The following is a 20330-nucleotide window of genomic DNA, read 5'->3' as shown; positions in this document are numbered from 1 at the left end:
TTAGTATTGTTGTATCAATTTTTGAAACTGTTTTTCTTCATTCTGATCTAAAAAAACAACTTTTATAGGAATATAAAAAATAGAAATTTTATTTTGTTCTTCTTGACTAAATGATTCTAACAATGGACGAAGTTTGACAGCGTCTTTTTCTGTGGTAAACCAAATAGTATCTGATTTTTTCAGAAACTCAATATCTTTTTCTGTATAATTATAATGGTCTGGAAAGTGTTTATTCTTTTCTGTTTTTCCAAATGTTTTTTCTATATACTTTTGAAAAGGTTGATAATTTGCAATTCCTGTTAAGATTCCAAAAGAATATTTTTTATCAGTATTCGATTTTAGTTCTAATTCCAAAACTTCATTATTCAATAAATCAATAGGTTTATCATAATCAAAACTCGTAAAGAAAACAGGCGATTTTGTGTAATTATTAATTTTCTGACGAATAAACTCTCTTTTCTCAGCTGTCAAATCTAAAGGACATTTACTTACCAAAACTACATTTGCACGTTTTGCACCTTTTCTATTTTCTCTAATTCTTCCCATTGGCAATAAAAAATCTTCATAAAAAGGACGATTATAATCAGAAAGTAAAATCGAAAAATGGGGTTTTATGGCTCTATGTTGAAAAGCATCATCTAATAAAATTGTTTTTGTTTGGGGAAATAACTCAAGAATTTTCTGCGCTCCCAAAACTCGTTTTTCACAAACAGTAATATTTACTTTTTCTAATTTATTATTTGCTACAAATTTTTGATAAAACTGCATCGGTTCGTCGCCTATTTCAGAAGCTGTAGTTTTTGGATTTGCTAAAACAAACCCTTTTGTTTTTCGTCCATATCCTCTTGAAAGGGTAGTTAATTTATAATTTTCTGCATTTTTATTTTTCTCTAGAAAATATCGAATCAAATATTCTATGTGTGGCGTTTTTCCTGTTCCTCCTACGGTCAGGTTTCCGACTGAAATAGTAAAAACAGAAGGCTGGATAGACTCAAACCATTTTTTATCGTAAAAATAATTTCTGATTTGGGTTATCAAATCGTATAAAACGGCAAAAGGAAAAAGGAGGTATTTCAAAATATAAGAGGATTAAAGTAGTGTAAGTAGTAAGACATTATTAGCAAGTGATTTTTATGATTACTATGATAATTACAGGATAATACAATAAAATTTAAATAAGTATTAAAAAGATATTATTATTTAGCTTCACTAAACTTCATTTGTATTTATCTTGCATTTCATCTTAAAAATCAGGTAAATCACTCGCTAATCAGTTATATGTATTATTAATTTTGTACGACTACTTACAGTATATAAAAGTTTAAACAAAAATAGAATCAAAATACCTCAAAAGTATCAAATAATTTAATCTAGCAAGTTGTTTTCCTTTTGTTTTGACAAGAAACTATCGTAATTTTGCTGATTATGCTTAGTATCAACAATCTCTCGTTTTATTTTGCCGATCGCCCTATTTATTTTGAGGCTTCTTTACACGTTAAACCTAAAGAACGTATCGGTCTTATTGGTGCCAATGGAACTGGCAAATCTACACTTTTGCGTCTTATCGATGGCGAATATACGCCCGACGAAGGCGATATTAGCAAGGCTAAAGACTGTACACTTGGTTTTCTGAATCAAGATTTATTATCTTATGAAAGTCATGAGCCGATTATCAATGTGGCAATGCAGGCTTTTACTCGTGAAAACGAACTTTCTGCACGTATCAATAAAATTCTATCCAAGATAGAAACAGAATATAATGACAAACTTTTAGACGAACTCGCAACGCTTCAAACAGAATTCGAAACGCTAGGAGGATATTCTATTCAAGCTAGAGCAGAAGAAATTTTGGAAGGCTTGGGCTTCAAAACGGCTGAACTTACAAAACCACTTGCTCAGTTTTCGGGAGGTTGGCGTATGCGTGTAATGCTTGCAAAATTATTATTGCAAAAACCTGCACTTTTGATGCTAGATGAGCCTACCAACCACTTGGATTTGCCTTCGATTGAATGGTTAGAAAGTTATTTGAACAACTATGAAGGTTCGATAATGATTGTTTCTCACGACCAAGATTTTTTGAATAATTGTTGCAATGTAATTGTTGAGGTTTGGGGACAAGATTTGATTCGTTATTCTGGAAATTATGACTTTTATAGAGAAGAAAAAGCATTAAGAGCCGATTTGCAACAAAAGGCCTACGAAAATCAGCAATCAAAGATAAAAGAAGCAGAACGTTTTATTGAGCGTTTTAAAGCAAAGGCATCAAAGGCAAAACAAGCACAATCAAGAGTAAAACAACTAGATAAAGTAGAAAGAATTGAAGCTGTAGAATCAGATGCTCCGACAATGAGAATGCGTTTTACCTTCCAAAAACCATCTGGAAAAATAGTAGCCGAATTAGACCATGTATCAAAAAGTTATGGACAACTTCAAATTTTAAATGAAGCAGAAGCCATGATAGAAAGAGGCGACAAAATTGCCTTAATTGGTGCAAATGGAAAAGGAAAATCTACTGTTTTGAGAATGCTCGCAGATGCAGAAAGCTATAACTCTGGAGAACTCAAAGAAGGACACCACGTAAGACAATCATTTTACGCACAGCATCAATTAGAAGCCTTACATTTAGATAATGACCTTTTAGAAGAACTTCGCAGCGCAGGAGCAGACCGAACAGAAGCAGAATTGAGAGCTGTTTTGGGTTGTTTCTTATTTGCTGGAGATGATATTTATAAAAAAATCCGTGTTCTTTCAGGTGGTGAAAAATCAAGAGTTGCACTTGCAAAAATGTTGCTTTCAGAAGCAAATTTCCTTTTGCTTGATGAGCCTACCAACCACTTGGACATGAAGTCTGTCGATATTTTGATAGAAGCTGTCAATAATTACGAAGGAACTTGTATTGTTGTTTCTCACAATCGTCATTTTATCCAAAGTATAGCAAATAAAATTTGGTGGATTGAAGAAGGTAAAATCAAAGTTTACCCTGGTACGTATGACGAGTTTAAGTATTGGAAACAGCTACGAGATGCAGAAGAAAAAGAAAATAAATCAACTAGCTTAGAAGCAAAGAAAGCTAAAGAAGAAAAACAGGCAAAACAAGAAGAGTACAAAAATAGTAAACAAAATAATCAACATCTTTCACAAGAAGAGCAAAAAGAACTTCAAAGAAAGGTTCGTCAAGCTGAACGCAATCTTGAAAATGTAGAGAAAGAAGTCAATAAATTGGAAACCGAAATTAAAGAATTGGAGAAAGAACTTGCCTTACCAAGCACTTACGAAAACCCAGAAAAAGCTGAAAAATTATCTAAAAAACATGCTTCTCTCAAAAAGAGTTTGGAAATAAGAACTGCTGAATGGGAAAATGCAATGTTAGAAGTAGAAGATTTGAAGTAAGAATTTTATTTAGTAAGAAAGTCATTTTAAGAACACTTATTTTTTTTCAGAAAAATAAGTGTTTTTTGTTTTAGTATACATACCATCAATAAAAAAACACACCCTTCACATGAAAAGTGCGTTTTTGATAGGTTTGCCCCATAATAATTTTCACAATGAGATTTTTACAGATTTTAATGTCACCAACTAAAAATATTTTTTGTTAGTTTATATATAGCATTGATTTTCTGATTTTTTTTAATTAAGAAGGTCAGAGAAATTTAATGTATACAGCAGTATTCCCCTTACTTCTGCATACGTTTCTTTTTCATTTAATTAAATACTGATATTCAATTTATTTGAGTACTCGTCCCCTTAAAATTTTCCTCAAACAAAAAAAGAAACATTCTCTGACCTACTGCCTGTTTGAAATAATAATATCTCCAAACGAAGGACTTATATATCCCCTTGTTACTACTTAATGTCAAAAAGTAGGTAATCATTACAGAATATTTGTAAAATAATTCGATTAATTTTAAATTTTTATTTTAAGTTGCTGATTTTCAGTGATTTAATAAGTAAATATTTTTTTGTTTTAGGTATAAAAAAACTCCTGTAATTGTTAATAAATATTAATTTATACTCCTTCAAATTAATTTCTTTTCTGTATAATTTAAAAATCTGTATTAATTACTCTTAGGTTATAGGGAAGTTGGGAAATAAAGTTACTCCACTCTGGAATAGTTTCTTTATGAATAGTAGCGTAGTAAGTTATTGCTGCGTAGCCCTCTATTCTTAATTTTAGCTGACAAAATAATTTTGAACTAAGATCTTGAGTAGGATGATAATTAATAAAATACTTCAATTCGTGTATATTTTCAAATAGAATTAATTTTTCTTTATAACTATTCCTTGTTTTTTTAGATTTACTCCAATATTTAGATGTGATTTTGTGTTCTCTATTTGTTTTCTTGTTGGATTTTTGAGTTTTAAAGGTTTGCCATTATGCCATTCTATCCAACCAATAAAACCTATCACAGATAAGAAAAATAAAATAGCTATAGCCCAACCCAATGTTATTCCTACGATGGGAAACAAAATAGGAGAAACTACCAACATTAGAAAACCTAAAACCTTTAAACCACTATCGGGAACATACATAGGACGATAGGCAAAACCAAAATTCAAAAACTCCATTGGTTTGCTTCTAAAAATAAATTTTTTGAAATAGGAAGCTCTTTGAGACTATCAAACTGTTCACAGTGTGATTCATTAATATATTGCCAGCTTTCTATAAAAAAAGCAGATTTGCAGGCTGCACAAATTACGATAGTATGTCCTTCTTCTATTTTTTCGCCTGTAATGGGGTCAGTTCTGTCTTGATTCAAAAAATCCTGATGAGTTTCTGAACTAATAGTATGTGTGTATGTCATAGAGCAATTTTACGTAAAATTACTTTTAGAAGTTTAATTAGGTTTATTTTAATCTATGAAAAAAAGGTAAGTTATTAACTTAGTTGTATATTTGTTGTCATAAATGGTTTTGTACAAACATTGCTGATTCAACCTTATTCATCAATAATTAACCTCACTCAAAATTACATAAAACTATGAAATTCAGAGCAGAAATTGACGTAATGCCACTCAAAGAAATCTTAGATCCACAAGGAAAAGCTGTAAAACTAGGCTTGGATAATTTGGGAGTAAAAGAAGTACATGATGTACGTATCGGAAAACATATTCAGTTGGAAATTGAAGCAACTGATAAAGCTGAAGCCGAACAAAAAGTAGAACTGGCATGTAAAAAATTATTAGCTAATTTGATTATGGAATTCTACGAATACAAAATATTTGAGGCAGAAATGGCTTAATTATTTAAGAAAAATAAATATTAACCGTTAATAATTAGTTTATTGACGGTTTTTTTGACATATTAAGAGTTTATACAATATTCAAAAAACCCACAGCTAAAAGTTGTTCTTCCTCTTTAAAGATAGAAATACGATAAGTTCCTTTTAACTCAAAGGCTTGCTCAAAAAATGAAAAACGCAGTTGTTTATCTATAAAAAAAGTTTCTTCTGTATATTTTTGATAGATTCCTTCTTCATTTTGTTTTTCAATTACAACTTTTAAGGATTGCGAATTAAAAGGAGTTTCATCTTTTATAAAAATATAAATTCCTTCTTTTGCCTTCTCTAATTTGAATGTTTTTTGATGTGAAATAGGATACTTCTGTTGGTTTAAATCATTACTAAATAAAATTTTTGATTTATAACTAATTGTTATTTCCTTAGAAATAATGATTTTTTTATCAGCATCTGCAATCGAAATTTTATAAACTCCTGCTTGCAAAAAAGTATATTGAAGAACTGCCCAATTTCGTTTTTTATTGATATAAATCTTTTTGTTGTCATACTCTTCAAAGCTAGATGTTGTCTCATTCTCTTGCTTAGAAACTACTTTTTTATCTATAAAAAGATATAGTTTTGGATCAGTAATCTGCTTTTCACTTCTAAACAAAACATACAAAAAACTACCTTCAATGGCATCAATTTTCCATTCGTTACTAGTATAATTTGGGTCAGCAGTTCCATTTTCATTGTATTTGGCTGTCAGAAAAAGCTCTTGTGCAGACAGAGAGGAAGTCAAGAAATAGAAAGTCAGAAACCATAATACATAACAATATACTTTCTCAAACTTGGGTTTAGAAATATATTTATAAATGAAGGATAATAAAAAAAATGTTGAGAAATTCGCTAGAAAGCGATTCATAAAATTAAATTATTGATAGGTAATTAAAGTAATTATTTGATTAGAGAGTAATTTTGAACTATTGCAATTTTTTGTTTTCCTTGTGTCTTGTACTATCTCGTTGTGTTTTTTTGTCCAAATTTTTCTGTAATGCTTCGGTCAAATTTACGCCTGTTTGGTTTGCCAAACAAATAACCACAAAAAGAACATCAGCTAGTTCATCAGAAAGCTCTTTGTCTTTATCAGACTCTTTGAAAGACTGCTCACCATATTTTCGTGCAATTATTCTAGCCACTTCTCCAACTTCTTCGGTCAGCATTGCCATATTGGTAAGTTCATTAAAATATCGTATTCCAAATTGGTTTATCCAATCATCAACTGTTTTTTGAGCTTCTTCTAAAGTCATTTGAAATGTGTTTTTTGTGAGAACAATAATAAAGATTACAAAAACAAAGGCTATTTGTTTAGAGCTATTCGAACAAAAATCGAACAAAAAAACCGTTTCAAGGAAACGGTTCTTTTGGATTTCACAACTTAACTACTGTTGATCTTAAATATTTTTAGTATTTTCTAATGTCTATATATTTTCTAGTATTTCTACTTGTTGGTAATTTTCTCAACAAATTTATGCAATACTTACTTTTTTCTTGTTAACTACTTCAGCTTTCTTTGGTAAAACGAGTTTTAAAATTCCGTTTTGATAAGAAGCTGCAATATTTTCGCCATCTACATTTTTAGGAAGTGTAAATGAACGTTTGAAAGAAGAAGAACGGAACTCACGACGGGTGTAATAGTTCTGTCTTTTTGATTCTTTCGCTGTATTATCAGATTTTTTATTATCTGAATCTTCATTTGATTTTTCTTCTTTTTCCTCTTTCATTTCTGCTGAAATAGTAAGTTTATTATCTTCTATTTCAACATTAAATTGGTCTTTTTCAAAACCTGCTGCCGAAACTTCAATTAAATGTTCGTTTTCATTTTCACTGATGTTAACGGCTGGTAATGAAAGTTCTGAACCAAATTTAGTCATTCCATTTGAAAGGAAATCTTGGTCAAAAAACTCTGCAAAAGAGTTAGGCAAAAAAGAATTGCTAGGTCTATATTTTATAAGTGTCATAATAATAAAAATTTAAGTGATTAAGGAATAAATTATAAAAAGATTCTTTAAATAAATGTGACTACTAATAAATAATTATATTATTCGTAGTTACATTTGACTTATATTATTCAAATTATGAACCAAAATGCTTTTAAGCTATTTTGTAATAAAAAAATGACAAATTGACATTTTTGATTGTTTTATCTGTGAAAAGTATATTTTTAATATGTCAAAATGACTGTGTCTATTACGCAATCAATATGATATATGAAAATTTAATGCCAAAAAATCGATGTTACTTTTTTTAACTTCTCTTTTAGCTGTTTTCTATACTATTAACAAGCTCTACTTCAAATTGTTTGATTTACTGCTTTTCTGAACTTTCTGACCCGTTTTGTTGAGATTTAGAAGGTTCTACTTCTGAATTGAAACTTTGGCTTAAATGACGATGAGGAACGCCTATTTTTATTCCTTCTTCATCGAAACGGTATTTTATATCTCTAATCAAGTCGCAATACATATCAAAAGAAGTTGAAAGATCTTTTGCCCAAACGCTTGCTCTTATTTTTATTCCTCTCTCATCCATTCCAGTAGTTCTTACCAAAACAACAGGCTCTCCCTTTATTTTTTCTTCTAATGTTCTTCCATCTATCATATCAGGGTGTTTCATAGATTCTTCTTCCATTATAGATATTGCTTTTCTCAAATCAGTATCATAGGTAATCCAAATTTCTACGAAACGTTGAATGGTGGGGTCTTCTATAGTAGAATTAACAATTACATCACTACTAATATTGGAATTAGGAATAATAATACGTTTGTTTTCAAGTCCTTTTATGACAGTATGACGAAGTGTAATGTCTTCTACCACTCCAAAGTAAGTTCCCACAACTACAATATCTCCGACTCTAAAGGGTTTAAACCAAACAATGAAAATTCCACTCACAATATTACTAAATGCTTTTTGAGAAGCAAAAGCAATAAAAGCAGCAAAAATACCAGCCCCAGCAAAAAGCGTAACAGCTAATGCACGTAATGAAGGAATTGTATAAGTGATAAATAAAATAGCCAAAATGACAATAATAAAATTTACGCCATTTTTGAAAAAACGAAGGCGAGTCGCATTATCATAGTCTTTTGATTCTTGAGAGTCTGCAATATTTCGCAAATGCTTATTGATAGCTGATTTTGCCAAACGAGAAGTAACCCCTGAAACAATGAGAATCAAAATAATGGTTAGTAATAATCCTGTATCGAAAGGAATAATTTTGTCTATCATAAAACAAAGTTAGAAATCAGATATATGAAGTTAGAAGTGAATACAAAGGTAAAGTTTAGAATTTAAAGTTAGTATAGCTAAAAAAGAAAAATAATTCTACCTTCTAAATTTATTTTCAAAACTTCCAATTAATTCCAACATTCCATCTCAAAGGATCTTGTGGAACGCCTACAAAAGTAGTTACATTAGGAACAGATGTATTGTAATAACGAGTATCTAATAAATTTCTGAAACGAGTAAAAATAGTAAAGTTATCTTTGATGTGATAACCTGCATATAAAGAAGCCACCCAAAAAGGCTCATTTCCAAGCGCATTTCCTGCATCATCTTTGAAAGTTGTGTGATAACTTGTACTTCTATACAAAATAGATGGTGTAACATCAAAATTCTTATAAGAAAACTCACCTATCAATCTCAACGTGTGCATAGCACTAAGAGGAAGTTGTCCTTCATTTAATTCTCCACCTGAATAGGAATAGGCTAGATTTGTATGTACTTTCCAATCTCCAAATGTTTGATGATAAATAGCTTGAAAAGTTCCTCCATAGGTTGTAGCATCTCCTTGATTTATGGATACTTCAGCAGCACTGACTTCAATTCCTTTAAATGTCTTACCTGATTGAATAACATCTGTAATCAAATCTGTAAGTGTATTGTAATAAATATCACCACTAAAACGAAGAGTAGTCATTGGAGCATAAGACGCATTGACTTCAAAAGTTTGATTTCTTTCTGGGCGAAGCTCTGAGTTAGGAAGATGATAAAAAGGTAACGTAAAACCAGTAATCTGATTATTATCATTTGTGGTAGGAATAAAATCACCAAACTGCTGAAATGTCTTTTGATTAGAAGGAGCTAAAAATGCTTGTCCATACAAAAGTTTGATATTGAATTTTGCATCAGGCGAAAAAACAAAACCTACACGAGGATTGAAAGCACCTTGATAGCGAGTATTATAGTCGTAACGAGTTCCTAAAGTCATGTACAAACGGTCTGCAAAGCTAGTTTTAAACTGTGCATAAACGCCATAATTTTGATATTGTGTCCAATAGAAATTTTGAAAAATCGTCAAATCTTTTCCTAAAGAATCTGTTACATTTGTTCCAATATAATATTGTTGTGTCGAAAACTCAGGTATATTTCCATCATAAGGCAAAGGCAAATCTCCTGTTTGTGGAAGTGCTTTCGAACTCTGAAAAAGAACGCCAACAGTAAGATTTGTTTTTTCTGTAAAATAATATTGAAATTGTTGGTCAAACTGAAAAGCTGCTTCTGAAGCATATTTATAACCTTTTTGATAACCTGAATATACATTTTCAAAATTAGAATCTTCATCTACTGTAAAAGAGTTAAAAGAGGCAATTGTTCGAAAATAAAACTTGTCTATTGTTCTTTGAAAGGAAGTATAAATGTTTGTCAGATTTGTACCATAGCGAATATCTTTTTTGAATAAAGTATATTCTGGACGATTAGCTACTGAAGTAGAATGAATTTGTTTGTGATGTGTAAAACCAACTGTAAAATTTTCTCCTACACTTACTTTTGCACCCACATTATAGGCTTGTGTAGGCATTGCAAAAGGCTCTATTTCTACTGTTCGTGTTACATCTGGCACAAACTGACTTGCCAAAACTTCGCCATTAGTTTGATAACGATTGATATACCAATCAAAATCTTCTTGATAAAACTCTGGAAAATTTGGCTCAGCAGAATAATACTGTTTTCCATAAATCATAACTGAAATATCTTTGATAGCTGCACCTGCAACGAATGAATTGTCAGCCGTATTAAATCTTCCAAACGAAGAGTTTATCTCAGCTCCTTTTATTTCAGCTCCATTTTTGGTAATAATATTTATGATTCCTGAAAAGGCATCTGCACCATAAAGAGCTGAGGCAGGCCCTAAAATAACCTCAATTTGTTTTGCATGATAAATTGCAAAATTATGTTGAACAGGATGCAAAACGCCAGTAATTGAACTAATTCGGATTCCATCTTGCAAAATAACAAAACGCTCGTTGCCACCAATTCCACGAATGGAATAATAACTATTGGTATAAGTATTTGCTTTTTGTTGAATTTCAATTTCTGGAATGTCTCCCAAAACATCTTCCAAAGATGTATAGCCTCGCTGTCTAATTTGATCTTCTGTAATTACATAAATTGTAGCTGGAGCAGTTCCAATACGCTCTACACTTCTACTAGCTGTCATTACTCGTGCGTTTGACCATAAATTTTCATAATCAACTTCTTCGTCTAAAAGCTCTTGCAGACTTGCTTCAAAAGAATGTCTCATAGTCGAATCTGGAGTCGCTTTTTTTATATTGTCTTGATTGTTATCCTGACTATAAGAAAAACTTATTTTTGTGAAAAAAAGAAAGACGCAAAAAGTAAGAAAGTAATAATTTTTAGTCATAATCAAGAGCAATTTTTAGGAAAATAAAAGACAGAAAGCAATCACAGAATAAAAGTAAAGTTTTTGCTTATCAAATTACTCATAACTAATCTTTTTTCAAAATTCTAATTCAGAAAATCAACTTTTTATATGACTGTTTCTAAAGAGTCAGTTACAGCAAATCTAGAATTGTTTGCAAACTTTGTTTTGGTTCTATCTTTATCCATTCACAAAACTGTTTTAAAAATTGTTCTTTTGTTCCTCCATTTTCTCTAAAATACTTAACAGAAAAAGAATCATACCTACTTCCTGCTGATTTAGAAATTTTATTTCCTGCTGTATCTTCAATCAAATCATGATGCAAAAATATAATTTCTGAAAAAGAATTTTTTTCTAAAATTTCTGCTAAAAAAAGCTGTGCTGCTGTTGAGTTTATCAAATCTGAACCTCTGACTACAAAATTTATATTCATTCTAACATCATCTATCAAAGAAGTGATTTGATAAGCTGGTAGTTTTATATCTCTCTGAGCTTTTTTCTGTACAATAAAGAAAGGTATTTTCTTTTCTAAATTAATTTCAAAATTACCTCTATTACAATCATTGATTAGAATATTTTTTTTATCAAAATAGTTTGTATTTATTCGAAGAGCAGACTTTTTTTGATTTTCTGTATGTAGTGAGTTTAAGCAAAAGCCATCATAAATATTTTTGTTATATAAGTTCCTTTGTTGAATTTCTGAACGAGAACAGAAACACTCAAAAACAGCATTTTTGTGTTTAAGAATTTCAATTTCTTTTTGATAAATTTCTAAAAAATGATGCTGTGAATAATTAGATTCGAAGTCAGTTGGGGTCTTTGCTCCTTTATCCCAATCTATTCCCAAAAAATCAAGTGTTTCGAAAATATCCTGTAAATACTCTGGTCGTTTTCTAGTCTTATCAATATCATCAATACGCAAAGTAAGTGTTCCACCTGTTTTTCTTACCAAAATCCACGTCAAAAGGAAAGAAAAAGCATTACCTTTGTGTAAAAATCCAGAAGGTGTGGGCGCAATTCTTGAATGAATCGGTTTTTGAATAGAATTTAATACTGATTTGATTTTTGAATGGTTCATATTGATTTGTGTGTTCAGTTTAGCTTCTCTGAGGACTACGTCGTTCTCAGAACTGAATAAAACGCTTCCTCAGAAGCGTGTTTTTTTATTTGTTTATCACGCTTTTGAGAAAGCGTAAAGTTCGTTTCTGAGGAAACGAACACACTTTACAAAAATATGACAAAAATATTAGCTATTGAGTCAAGTTGTGATGAAACTTCGGCTTCTGTAATTATAGATGGGCAAGTAAAAAGTAATTTGATTGCTACACAGGCAATTCATCGTGCTTACGGTGGTGTTGTGCCTGAACTTGCTTCTAGGGCACATCAACAAAATATAGTTCCTGTTGTGATGGAAGCCTTAAAAGAAGCTCAAATTACGACAAAAGATTTAGATGCAATTGCTTTTACTCGTGGACCAGGTCTTTTGGGTGCACTAATTGTTGGGACAGCTTTTGCAAAATCGTTGGCTCTTAGTTTAGAGATTCCATTGATTGAAGTCAATCACATGCAAGCACATGTTTTGGCACATTTTATTGATGAACCAAAGCCAAAATTTCCGTTTTTATGTCTGACGGTTTCGGGTGGACATACACAGATTGTTTTGGTAAAAGATTATTTAGAAATGGAAGTTATTGGAACTACACAAGATGATGCCGTAGGAGAAGCATTTGATAAAACAGCTAAAATGTTGAGTTTGCCTTATCCAGGGGGAGTAGAAATTGATAAATTAGCTCAAAAAGGGAAAGTTCAAGATTATGGTTTGCCAAAAGTAGATTTACCAAATCTTGATTTTTCATTTTCTGGACTCAAAACGGCAATTCTTTATTTTATAAGAAAACAAGAACAGAAAAATCCGAATTTTATAAAAGAAAATATAAATGATATTTGTGCTACCATTCAACATACACTTATCGAAACGCTTTTGAGAAAAATTATTCAAGCTGCTGAACAGAAAGGGATAAATCAAATTGCAATTGCTGGAGGAGTTTCTGCCAATTCCGAACTTAGAAAAAGAATGACAGAGTTAGGAGAAGAAAGAAACTGGGATATTTTTATTCCCAAAATGGAATACTGTACTGATAATGCTGCTATGATTGCGATGGCTGCTCACTATAAATTTTTGAAAAAGGAATTTAGTAATCAAACTGTTGCTCCACTTTCAAGAATGAGTTTTTAATGGTACACCTGAATCCTTGTAAGAATAGAAAATATGGATTATGTTCTTTAATTTTGTAGCGATAAAGGGAATACAACGAAACACACCAAAAACACGCATACAAGCACATAGGCGTGTTTTTTTGTTAGACCTAAGTTTGGCGACTGCATAAAAAGTGCGTTTAGAGTGTATAAATGGCTATTTTTTGGCGATAGCGAAATAAGGAAAACACTTTGATTTGTGGTACTTTTTCAAGAAATTAAAATTAGTTAGGACTATATTCTTTAGCATCTAATAAACGAACATCCATTTTACGAGTACCTTTTGGTAATTCAGTTTCAAAGGTTACTTTTTGTTGTGTTCCATTGAGTAAAATTATATCATAAGTTTTATCTCTTTGTGTAAAAACATAACCACTAGAATTAATAAAATCTACTTGTATTTGTAAATAAGAGTAGTTGTACATTTTTGAAAGATTAGTAAGTGTAATGTATATCTTATCTCTTTTGAATGTTTTTTGACTTACTCTATATTCTAAAACAATATCTTTTCTCCAGTCGCTTTTTTTCTTTTTATTTATCTTGTTTGGAGGAGTAACAATCATTTGAGGTTCATTATTTTGCTCATTTGTTTGAGTATTTTGAGCTGCTTGTATTGAATCCCTTATATATTGTCCATACTCTTCTAAAGCTACTTGTTGGTTATAATCTGTATTACTACTACAAGAACAAATAAAACACGTCAAAAAAAACAGTAAAAAATATTTCATAGTTTATTGATTTTGAGAGTTAGCTTTTTCTAAATTTTTGATTTTTTCTTGTAATAAAGAAATAATCATTTCCTTATCTAATATAGTTTTTTCTAGTTCCTTTATATACTTGTTTTTGTCTTTTAATTGGTTCTCAATTACCTCTTTTTCCCTTTCGTGTTGCTCCGAAATATCTTGATACATAGCCGTAAACTCATTTTTATCATTAGTTATTAGTTCTGTATAAGGTACTTTCAAAATAGTAGCTATCTCTTTTATTCTATCAATAGTGAGTTTTGTTTCTCCTCTTTCAATACGACTATAAGCATTTTGACTAATACCTAAAATTTCGGCTATTTCTGTTTGTGATAGCTTCTTTTCTTTTCTTAGGTAAGCTATTTTCAGATGAGTTTCTAATGGTGTAAATATCATAATTGTACTTTTTAAGCAAATATAAAACCTTTGTAGGAGTTATATAAACCAATTTAGTTTTAAATATGCGTATTTGTTTTAAAAACTTGAAACTTTATTTGTTAAATATGCGTATTTGTTTTAACTTTGAACCAGTAAATAAAATTAAAACCTATGAATACAATAATAGCAAACAAACTCTCTCAAATTATTGAGAGCAAAGAAAGTAAAGAAAACAACGTTTTTAAACCTAATAGGCAATTTTTTAAAGATGTAGAAATAGGTCAAAAACGTTTTTGGCAATTAGTAAGGAATGAAAAGAACCTTACTATTTTAGAGATGAAACGGTTAGCTTCTTATTTTGGTGTCCATATTTTGGAGTTGCACGATTTTACACTCAAGTATTTATCAGAAGACAATCCAATATCACAAAAAAATAAGCTAGACTACAAAAAATATGGTTTAGTAAAATCATAACTAAAAAAATAGTTTTCCCACTATCAAAACAAAGTTTTCCCACTTTATTAAAATTCATTTATTATGTTAGATTCCACAAAAGCAATTCTCAAATTAACTGATATAGGAAGGGTTTGTAGAGAGCTAAACGCTATTTGTATAGACTGTAAAGACAATGATTTGGAACAATTCAATTATTATAGTTCAATGTTCAGGTTATTACTTCCTGAATATGAATTTTTACACTCCGAAGCCAAAATCCAAAACGACTTGCAAACCGAAATTTGGGAGAAGGAGCGCATAAAAAGAGAAAATAGTAGCTATTATCTTGAAGGAAAAAGGCTAACCTATGAAGCTGAAGAAGTAGCTACTGACAGCAAAAAAACTACTCCAGTAGTAGAACAAATTATTTGTACAACAGAACCAAAGAAAATGCCTTTCGAAAGGCAAGTACAATTTAATTTTTTTGGCTACAAAATATATTCTTTTTTAGAAATAGAAAAAATGTAGTATAGGCACAAAAAAACCGTTCAGAAAGGTTCTGAACGGTTTTATTAGTGTCTAATTTGAAAGGAAAAAGTTTTTTGAGCCGACCAAGACATCAAAATTTTTATTCATTGATAACACCGTAAATATATGGAATTAAACGCAAAAAACAAAGATATTGTTTCAAATAACGAAACAAATACAACTACTCAAAAGCCTCAAAATGAAGTAGTTAAGAGTAGAAAAAATAAAGAAAAAAATAAAGAATCTGAATACATACGAGTAGGTATAAAATATTACCGTATTGCAAAAATGCCAACAGGCAAACACCCAGTAGAACAGGGTAAATATATTTATGAAAATGTCCTTTTGCATTGGGATAAACAGACTATTAAAGATGATTATAATAATAGTTTTGTCCACGATGTGCCAAAATATACAGGATTTATAACTTTTCCTTCACACACAAATTATCAGCAAAATGTAAATGGTTTTTATAACCAGTATCACAAATTGAAGTTTGAACCACAAAAAGGAGAATGCCCTACTACACTCTCTTTTATTGAACATATTTTTGGCGAACAGTATGAATTAGGTTTGGACTATTTGGCAATTTTATATTTAGAGCCTATGCAAATTTTACCTATACTTTCCTTAGTCAGTAATGAAAGAAGTACAGGAAAAAGCACTTTTATTTTTTGGCTCAATGAGTTGTTTGGCTCAAATGCTACTGTCAATGATAATAATGATTTTGAAGGGCGTTTTAATAGTGATTGGACTTCCAAACTAATCATTGCAGTAGAAGAAACACTAATAGAAAAAAAGGCAGTTTACGAACGCATAAAAAGCCTTTCTACTGCAAAAAGCCACAAAACAGAAGCCAAAGGAAAAGACAAAACAGAAGGTAAATTTTTTGGTAAATTCATTTTGTGTTCCAATTTCGAAGAAACTTTTATGCCTATTGGTTCAGATGAGATACGTTTTTGGGTTCGTAAAATTCCAACATTCAAAAGCAAAGGAGTAAAAGAAAATGTAAAAATGTTAGCCACTCTAACAAGTGAAGTTCCTTATTTCCTTCATTTTCTGAAAAATAGAGGTATCAAAAGTAAAAATGAAAGTCGTATGTGGTTTACTACAAAACAAATCCATACAGAAGCATTACAGCGTGTTATGGATGCTAATATGCCAAAAGTTCATAAAGCACTAAGGAACTACATAGGAGAAATTTTAGATACCTATGATTTGGATTTTGTAGAATATCCAATGAAGGAGCTTATTGAAATAATGAAAGAGGAAGGTTTGAAAAATGTAGAAAAGTCGTATTTGAAAAATGTTTTACTTAAAGATTTTTCTTTGACTTCCAGTAACACCAAAAAGTATAAATACTATGATGAGAATAATGAAGCTATTAGTAAAACAGGCAGGTGTTACCGTTTTACTCGTGAATGTTTAGGATTAGAAGTAAAAACAGAAACTTTGAAAAAAGAAGTTTCTGAAAATGAGCAAGTTGAAGCTCCTGATAATCCTTTTGTTGATGCTACTGAACAAAATACCAAAAACTTAACAAAAAACTTATTTTAATAATTTCTTACACGATAAAAATACACTCTAATTTTACGACCTCAAAAAAACGTTACTTTTGTTACTTTGTTACTTTTTTTTATAAAATCTAACTCTAATACATTTTAAAGCTACTTTTTTCTAAAAAATAAAGGTAACAAACACGGTAACAAATCGGTAACAAATTGAGATTCTTTGAAAGTGAATGGTAACAAAAAAAATAAATTGTGATTTTGTTACCAGTTTGTTACCACTTTTGTTACCGTGTTAAGCAATTGTTTTTCAGTTATTTAAGGTCTTAAAATGGCAAAAGGTAACAAAGTAACGTTTTTTTTTACTTCTCCACACACACTTTTTAAAACTAGGTTTTGAAAGAAAAAAGTACAAGGCTTTAAATTTATACAATTATGCAAAATAACAGATTTACACCCCAGCAAATAGAGAAAGCTAATAAAACAGATTTAAGAGCTTTATTAGTAGAATTTGGTTTTATAAAACTTTCAAACTCACTTTTTGAAAATCCTTTTCGAAAAGAAAAAAGTAGTAACAGCTTTTCAGTATTTGAACACCAAACGCAAAATATTTGGATAGCAAAAGATTTGAGTAGTGGAAGAATTTGGAACGTCATGACGCTCACAATGGAATACAAAAGAAAATCATTTGTAGAAGCCATGTATTTTCTTTTAGAGTTTAATAAGGAGTTTGTCGAACAACCAAAAGAAGATAACTTTTTTCTTTCAAAACCTCATTTCAATCAGCCATTACCAAATCACAAAGAAGCAACCGACAAACAAAAAAATAATCTAAACTACTATCTAAAAAAAGAACGTGGTATTAGTCCATCACTTGCTAGAGAATACATAAAATACCAACAATACGAAATAAAAAGTAAATGGTATTACGGTTTGTTTTTCTCAAATGATTCAGAAGGTTATGCAGTCAGAAACAAGAGTTTTAAAGGCAATTTTGGAAAAGCTGATGTAACTACCATTTTATATAAAAACTCTAGTTTGTGGGTTGTTTTTGAAGGCTTTATAGATTTTCTAAGTGCAATCACTCATTACAAAAAGAATTTTAAGGCAAATATTTTAATTCTGAATTCTACTAGCCACTTAGAAAAAGCAAAACAGATACTAAAATCATTGGCAGCTACCAAAATTTATACTTTCCTAGACAATGATAAAGCAGGAAAAGAAGCCACAAATGAACTAAAAAAATTATCTATTCAATTAATTGACAAGTCAGAAGTTTACGAAGGATTCAACGATTTTAACGAATTCCTCACAAAAAAATAATCAATTCTTAAAACAAAGTTTTCCCACTTTAAAAATAATAATATGTTTCAAAAAAATAGATTTATGAATGTTGTCTTTTCAATCAGGAAAGACCAAAAAAACACAAATGGACAAGCTATGATTTATTGGTATCTTTCAAATAATGGTCAGAGGTCAAGGAAATACTCTACTGGAATAAGAGTAAATTATAAATTTTGGGAACGTAACCACGCTACAGGAATAAATGCAAAACCAATCAATGATGCTTTAGATAATTTGAGAGCAGATTTGACAAGTAAATTTAATCAGTATCAGGATACTATCAGCAATATTCAAGAAATTGCAGATTATCACATCAAAGGATTTGAAAAAGTTACAGTCATCGAATTGTTTGATTTTCTCATTGAAAGAAAAAAAACAGAAAACTGGACGAAAGGAACATTAAAAGTATACCAATCTTTTCGTAATGTTTGGCTAGTTCCTTTTTGTAATTCTGTAGGAGTTCCTTTTTATGCCGAAAATTTCAGACCTCTACATCTTGAAAATCTTTGTACAGAAATGCGTAAACGGTGCAAAGAGGAATTTATCAGGAAGTCAATAGGAATGGTAAAAGCTGCTTTTAATTTGGGTTTTTCATTAGAAAAAATAAAAATCAATTATTTGAAAGACTACAAATTATTTCATTACTCCAATACTGTAAAAGAGTATGTTTATTTAGATAGTGATGAACTAGAAAGATTTGCAGCTCTTACATTTACAGATAAGGAACAAATCTTGGAAAGAGACAGAGATTTATTTTTGATACAATGTTATACTAGTCTTGCTTTCAGCGAAATAAGTAGTTTAGATTTTTCAAATATAGAATTTGATAAAGATTGGAATTGGATAAATATAAGGCGTGGAAAAACAAATACTTTGCAGCAAATCCCCTTATTACCTCAACCAATGGCAATTTTAGAGAAATATAATTTTCAATTACAAGTAACTGCAAATTATAGATATAATTCAAATATTCGTATTTGTGCTTATCGTGCCAAAATTGATAAACATTTACATTCTCATTTGGGGCGCACTACATCAGGAGCATTTTTCCTAAATAGTGGAATTGATATAAATGTAGTTTCTCGTGTGATGGGACATAAGTCATATAAAATGACTGAAAAGCATTATGCAAAAATTATCGATAAATGGAGAGTAAAAAATGAATTTAACAAAGTCTTTCGTAGTGAGCAACTACAGGAACAACAAAAGGAAAAGCCGAACAAAAACGAACCTCAAAAAAGAGTTACTACAAATTTCAATTTCATTTATTCTTATCAAAAATAAATCAATAGCCAAAAAAAACGCCTAAGCAATAAAGCAAAGGCGTTAGTTTGGTCTTAAAACAAAGTTTTCCCACTTTTTAAAAAACCACATACAAAGTTATGCAAAAATTAAGCAAAAACAGAAAACAAAAACAACACAAAAACAGAAACAAGCCAAACCACAGCCGTACAAGGCGAAAACAGAAAATAAAAAGATAGGCACATACCAAAAAACCTACCAGTAACCAGTACATATACCTACTACATTAAAGGTTTATATATAGGTTTCTGATAGGTTTTTCTAAGGTTTTATAATGGTTTTCATAAGGTTGCTATTTATCTCTAATTAGTCAAAAACAGACTATACAACAAGGAAACGCATATAATAGAGTGCAAAAGCCGTATATCATTGAAAAAAGGCAAAATCAAGGTTTCAGCAAGGTTTATTTTGAGGTAAAAATGGCAAAAAACATCCTTTATACTATCAAAAATAAAGATTTTATACAAAATATAGTCAGAATCACTAAAAAAGGCAAAATCAAGGTTTTACTAAGGTTTTTCATAGGTTCTCATTATCATAGACAGAACTAATGAAGATAAACACCGACCAACAACAGTCGAAAAGCTCCCAAGAAACACCAAAACGAAACAGAAACAGAAACAAGAAACAGCCGAAACAACACCGTAAAGGCGTGTTTCAATAAAAAAATAATAAGACACACACAGGAAAATCAAAAAAATAGGTTAGAAATGAGAGTCAAAAAACAGAAAGATAGGAAAATCAAAAAACGTCCTCAATTATCTTGTAATAAGGTTTTTATAAGGTTTTATGAAGGTTTATAAGCATAATCAGAAAGATAGAATAGCAAAAAGATAAAAGTTACTATTTTTTCTATTCCTTACAAGAGAAAATATTTTTAATTCAACCAGGAGCATAACGAGCTG

At 30.3% G+C, this 20330-nt stretch carries 20 protein-coding genes; 8 read left to right on the top strand and 12 right to left on the bottom strand.

Translation table 11 applies throughout. The annotated features are described in order from the left end of the window. Entirely contained in the window at positions 1 to 1077 is a 1077-nt protein-coding gene (lpxK, locus tag V9L05_RS07650; protein ID WP_338815003.1) for a tetraacyldisaccharide 4'-kinase, read from the bottom strand. Between the two features lie 348 nt (positions 1078 to 1425). Here lpxK and V9L05_RS07645 point away from each other — a divergent pair, with 348 nt between their 5' ends. Continuing rightward, positions 1426 to 3390, top strand: a complete 1965-nt coding sequence (locus V9L05_RS07645) for an ABC-F family ATP-binding cassette domain-containing protein (protein WP_338815002.1) — start codon at positions 1426 to 1428, stop codon at positions 3388 to 3390. A gap of 652 nt (positions 3391 to 4042) precedes the next feature. Here the strand turns inward: V9L05_RS07645 and V9L05_RS07640 are convergent. Genes V9L05_RS07640 through V9L05_RS07630 form a run of 3 tightly spaced genes read right to left on the bottom strand, consistent with a single transcriptional unit; the run spans position 4043 to position 4802 of the window. Then, on the bottom strand, positions 4043 to 4234 hold the full coding sequence (locus V9L05_RS07640) for a hypothetical protein (protein WP_338815001.1): 192 nt from the start codon (positions 4232 to 4234) through the stop codon (positions 4043 to 4045). Between the two features lie 23 nt (positions 4235 to 4257). Beyond that, positions 4258 to 4566 carry a hypothetical protein gene (locus V9L05_RS07635; RefSeq protein WP_338815000.1) on the bottom strand — a complete coding sequence of 103 codons (309 nt, stop codon included), beginning with the start codon at positions 4564 to 4566 and terminating at the stop codon, positions 4258 to 4260. Continuing rightward, positions 4554 to 4802 (bottom strand): hypothetical protein, encoded by a 249-nt coding sequence (locus V9L05_RS07630; protein WP_338814999.1) that lies wholly within the window; start codon positions 4800 to 4802, stop codon positions 4554 to 4556. The genes V9L05_RS07635 and V9L05_RS07630 overlap by 13 nt, the downstream gene beginning before the upstream one ends. 176 nt (positions 4803 to 4978) lie before the next feature. Between V9L05_RS07630 and purS the strand changes: the two genes are divergently transcribed. Further along, positions 4979 to 5239 carry a phosphoribosylformylglycinamidine synthase subunit PurS gene (purS, locus tag V9L05_RS07625; protein ID WP_338814998.1) on the top strand — a complete coding sequence of 87 codons (261 nt, stop codon included), beginning with the start codon at positions 4979 to 4981 and terminating at the stop codon, positions 5237 to 5239. 70 nt (positions 5240 to 5309) lie between these two features. Here the strand turns inward: purS and V9L05_RS07620 are convergent, their stop codons facing one another. From V9L05_RS07620 to V9L05_RS07595, 6 genes are all read right to left on the bottom strand, one after another. Further along, positions 5310 to 6140: a hypothetical protein gene (locus V9L05_RS07620; protein ID WP_338793815.1), complete on the bottom strand. Its 831-nt coding sequence runs from the start codon at positions 6138 to 6140 to the stop codon at positions 5310 to 5312. 58 nt (positions 6141 to 6198) lie between these two features. After that, positions 6199 to 6525, bottom strand: coding sequence for a nucleotide pyrophosphohydrolase (locus V9L05_RS07615; RefSeq protein WP_338793816.1), 327 nt, complete (start codon positions 6523 to 6525; stop codon positions 6199 to 6201). Positions 6526 to 6744: 219 nt separating this feature from the next. Beyond that, a complete protein-coding gene (locus V9L05_RS07610) occupies positions 6745 to 7236 on the bottom strand; it encodes an Hsp20/alpha crystallin family protein (protein ID WP_338793817.1) in 492 nt (163 codons plus the stop codon). Between the two features lie 346 nt (positions 7237 to 7582). Then, the gene (locus V9L05_RS07605; RefSeq protein WP_338793818.1) at positions 7583 to 8497 is read right to left on the bottom strand and encodes a mechanosensitive ion channel family protein; all 915 of its coding nucleotides are present in this window, start codon (positions 8495 to 8497) and stop codon (positions 7583 to 7585) included. A 115-nt stretch (positions 8498 to 8612) separates the two neighbouring features. Continuing rightward, positions 8613 to 10793: a TonB-dependent receptor gene (locus tag V9L05_RS07600; protein ID WP_338814997.1), complete on the bottom strand. Its 2181-nt coding sequence runs from the start codon at positions 10791 to 10793 to the stop codon at positions 8613 to 8615. A 271-nt stretch (positions 10794 to 11064) separates the two neighbouring features. Further along, a complete protein-coding gene (locus tag V9L05_RS07595; protein ID WP_338814996.1) occupies positions 11065 to 12009 on the bottom strand; it encodes a glutamate--tRNA ligase family protein in 945 nt (314 codons plus the stop codon). A 156-nt stretch (positions 12010 to 12165) separates the two neighbouring features. On the opposite strand from V9L05_RS07595, the gene tsaD reads away from it, so the two are divergent. Then, positions 12166 to 13167 (top strand): tRNA (adenosine(37)-N6)-threonylcarbamoyltransferase complex transferase subunit TsaD, encoded by a 1002-nt coding sequence (gene tsaD / locus V9L05_RS07590; protein WP_338814995.1) that lies wholly within the window; start codon positions 12166 to 12168, stop codon positions 13165 to 13167. Between the two features lie 244 nt (positions 13168 to 13411). Here the strand turns inward: tsaD and V9L05_RS07585 are convergent, their stop codons facing one another. Together V9L05_RS07585 and V9L05_RS07580 are read right to left on the bottom strand one after the other, a co-directional pair. After that, positions 13412 to 13915, bottom strand: coding sequence for a hypothetical protein (locus V9L05_RS07585; protein ID WP_338814994.1), 504 nt, complete (start codon positions 13913 to 13915; stop codon positions 13412 to 13414). Between the two features lie 3 nt (positions 13916 to 13918). Beyond that, a complete protein-coding gene (locus V9L05_RS07580) occupies positions 13919 to 14326 on the bottom strand; it encodes a helix-turn-helix domain-containing protein (protein WP_338814993.1) in 408 nt (135 codons plus the stop codon). Between the two features lie 153 nt (positions 14327 to 14479). On the opposite strand from V9L05_RS07580, the gene V9L05_RS07575 reads away from it, so the two are divergent. From V9L05_RS07575 to V9L05_RS07555, 5 genes are all read left to right on the top strand, one after another. After that, entirely contained in the window at positions 14480 to 14782 is a 303-nt protein-coding gene (locus tag V9L05_RS07575; protein ID WP_338814992.1) for a hypothetical protein, read from the top strand. Positions 14783 to 14845: 63 nt separating this feature from the next. Next, a complete protein-coding gene (locus tag V9L05_RS07570) occupies positions 14846 to 15271 on the top strand; it encodes a hypothetical protein (RefSeq protein ID WP_338814991.1) in 426 nt (141 codons plus the stop codon). Positions 15272 to 15397: 126 nt separating this feature from the next. Beyond that, positions 15398 to 16828: a primase-helicase family protein gene (locus tag V9L05_RS07565; protein ID WP_338814990.1), complete on the top strand. Its 1431-nt coding sequence runs from the start codon at positions 15398 to 15400 to the stop codon at positions 16826 to 16828. 386 nt (positions 16829 to 17214) lie between these two features. Next, positions 17215 to 18102 (top strand): toprim domain-containing protein, encoded by an 888-nt coding sequence (locus tag V9L05_RS07560; RefSeq protein WP_338814989.1) that lies wholly within the window; start codon positions 17215 to 17217, stop codon positions 18100 to 18102. Between the two features lie 42 nt (positions 18103 to 18144). Then, positions 18145 to 19407, top strand: a complete 1263-nt coding sequence (locus V9L05_RS07555) for a site-specific integrase (RefSeq protein ID WP_338814988.1) — start codon at positions 18145 to 18147, stop codon at positions 19405 to 19407. Positions 19408 to 20330 lie beyond the last annotated feature (923 nt).

It is taken from the genome of Bernardetia sp. Wsw4-3y2 (assembly GCF_037126295.1).
Lineage (GTDB): Bacteria > Bacteroidota > Bacteroidia > Cytophagales > Bernardetiaceae > Bernardetia.
This window is presented reverse-complemented; position numbering and strand designations above follow the sequence as displayed.

Excerpts from the sequence above, each read along its gene's own strand:
- V9L05_RS07630 (WP_338814999.1), bottom strand. The coding sequence starts at position 4,802 with ATGACATACACACATACTATTAGTTCAGAAACTCATCAGGATTTTTTG.
- tsaD (WP_338814995.1), top strand. The coding sequence starts at position 12,166 with ATGACAAAAATATTAGCTATTGAGTCAAGTTGTGATGAAACTTCGGCT.
- V9L05_RS07575 (WP_338814992.1), top strand. The coding sequence starts at position 14,480 with ATGAATACAATAATAGCAAACAAACTCTCTCAAATTATTGAGAGCAAA.
- V9L05_RS07580 (WP_338814993.1), bottom strand. The coding sequence starts at position 14,326 with ATGATATTTACACCATTAGAAACTCATCTGAAAATAGCTTACCTAAGA.
- purS (WP_338814998.1), top strand. The coding sequence starts at position 4,979 with ATGAAATTCAGAGCAGAAATTGACGTAATGCCACTCAAAGAAATCTTA.
- V9L05_RS07560 (WP_338814989.1), top strand. The coding sequence starts at position 17,215 with ATGCAAAATAACAGATTTACACCCCAGCAAATAGAGAAAGCTAATAAA.
- V9L05_RS07600 (WP_338814997.1), bottom strand. The coding sequence starts at position 10,793 with ATGAGACATTCTTTTGAAGCAAGTCTGCAAGAGCTTTTAGACGAAGAA.
- V9L05_RS07555 (WP_338814988.1), top strand. The coding sequence starts at position 18,145 with ATGTTTCAAAAAAATAGATTTATGAATGTTGTCTTTTCAATCAGGAAA.
- V9L05_RS07645 (WP_338815002.1), top strand. The coding sequence starts at position 1,426 with ATGCTTAGTATCAACAATCTCTCGTTTTATTTTGCCGATCGCCCTATT.
- V9L05_RS07595 (WP_338814996.1), bottom strand. The coding sequence starts at position 12,009 with ATGAACCATTCAAAAATCAAATCAGTATTAAATTCTATTCAAAAACCG.
- V9L05_RS07585 (WP_338814994.1), bottom strand. The coding sequence starts at position 13,915 with ATGAAATATTTTTTACTGTTTTTTTTGACGTGTTTTATTTGTTCTTGT.
- V9L05_RS07635 (WP_338815000.1), bottom strand. The coding sequence starts at position 4,566 with ATGGAGTTTTTGAATTTTGGTTTTGCCTATCGTCCTATGTATGTTCCC.
- V9L05_RS07610 (WP_338793817.1), bottom strand. The coding sequence starts at position 7,236 with ATGACACTTATAAAATATAGACCTAGCAATTCTTTTTTGCCTAACTCT.
- V9L05_RS07565 (WP_338814990.1), top strand. The coding sequence starts at position 15,398 with ATGGAATTAAACGCAAAAAACAAAGATATTGTTTCAAATAACGAAACA.
- V9L05_RS07605 (WP_338793818.1), bottom strand. The coding sequence starts at position 8,497 with ATGATAGACAAAATTATTCCTTTCGATACAGGATTATTACTAACCATT.
- V9L05_RS07570 (WP_338814991.1), top strand. The coding sequence starts at position 14,846 with ATGTTAGATTCCACAAAAGCAATTCTCAAATTAACTGATATAGGAAGG.
- V9L05_RS07615 (WP_338793816.1), bottom strand. The coding sequence starts at position 6,525 with ATGACTTTAGAAGAAGCTCAAAAAACAGTTGATGATTGGATAAACCAA.
- V9L05_RS07620 (WP_338793815.1), bottom strand. The coding sequence starts at position 6,140 with ATGAATCGCTTTCTAGCGAATTTCTCAACATTTTTTTTATTATCCTTC.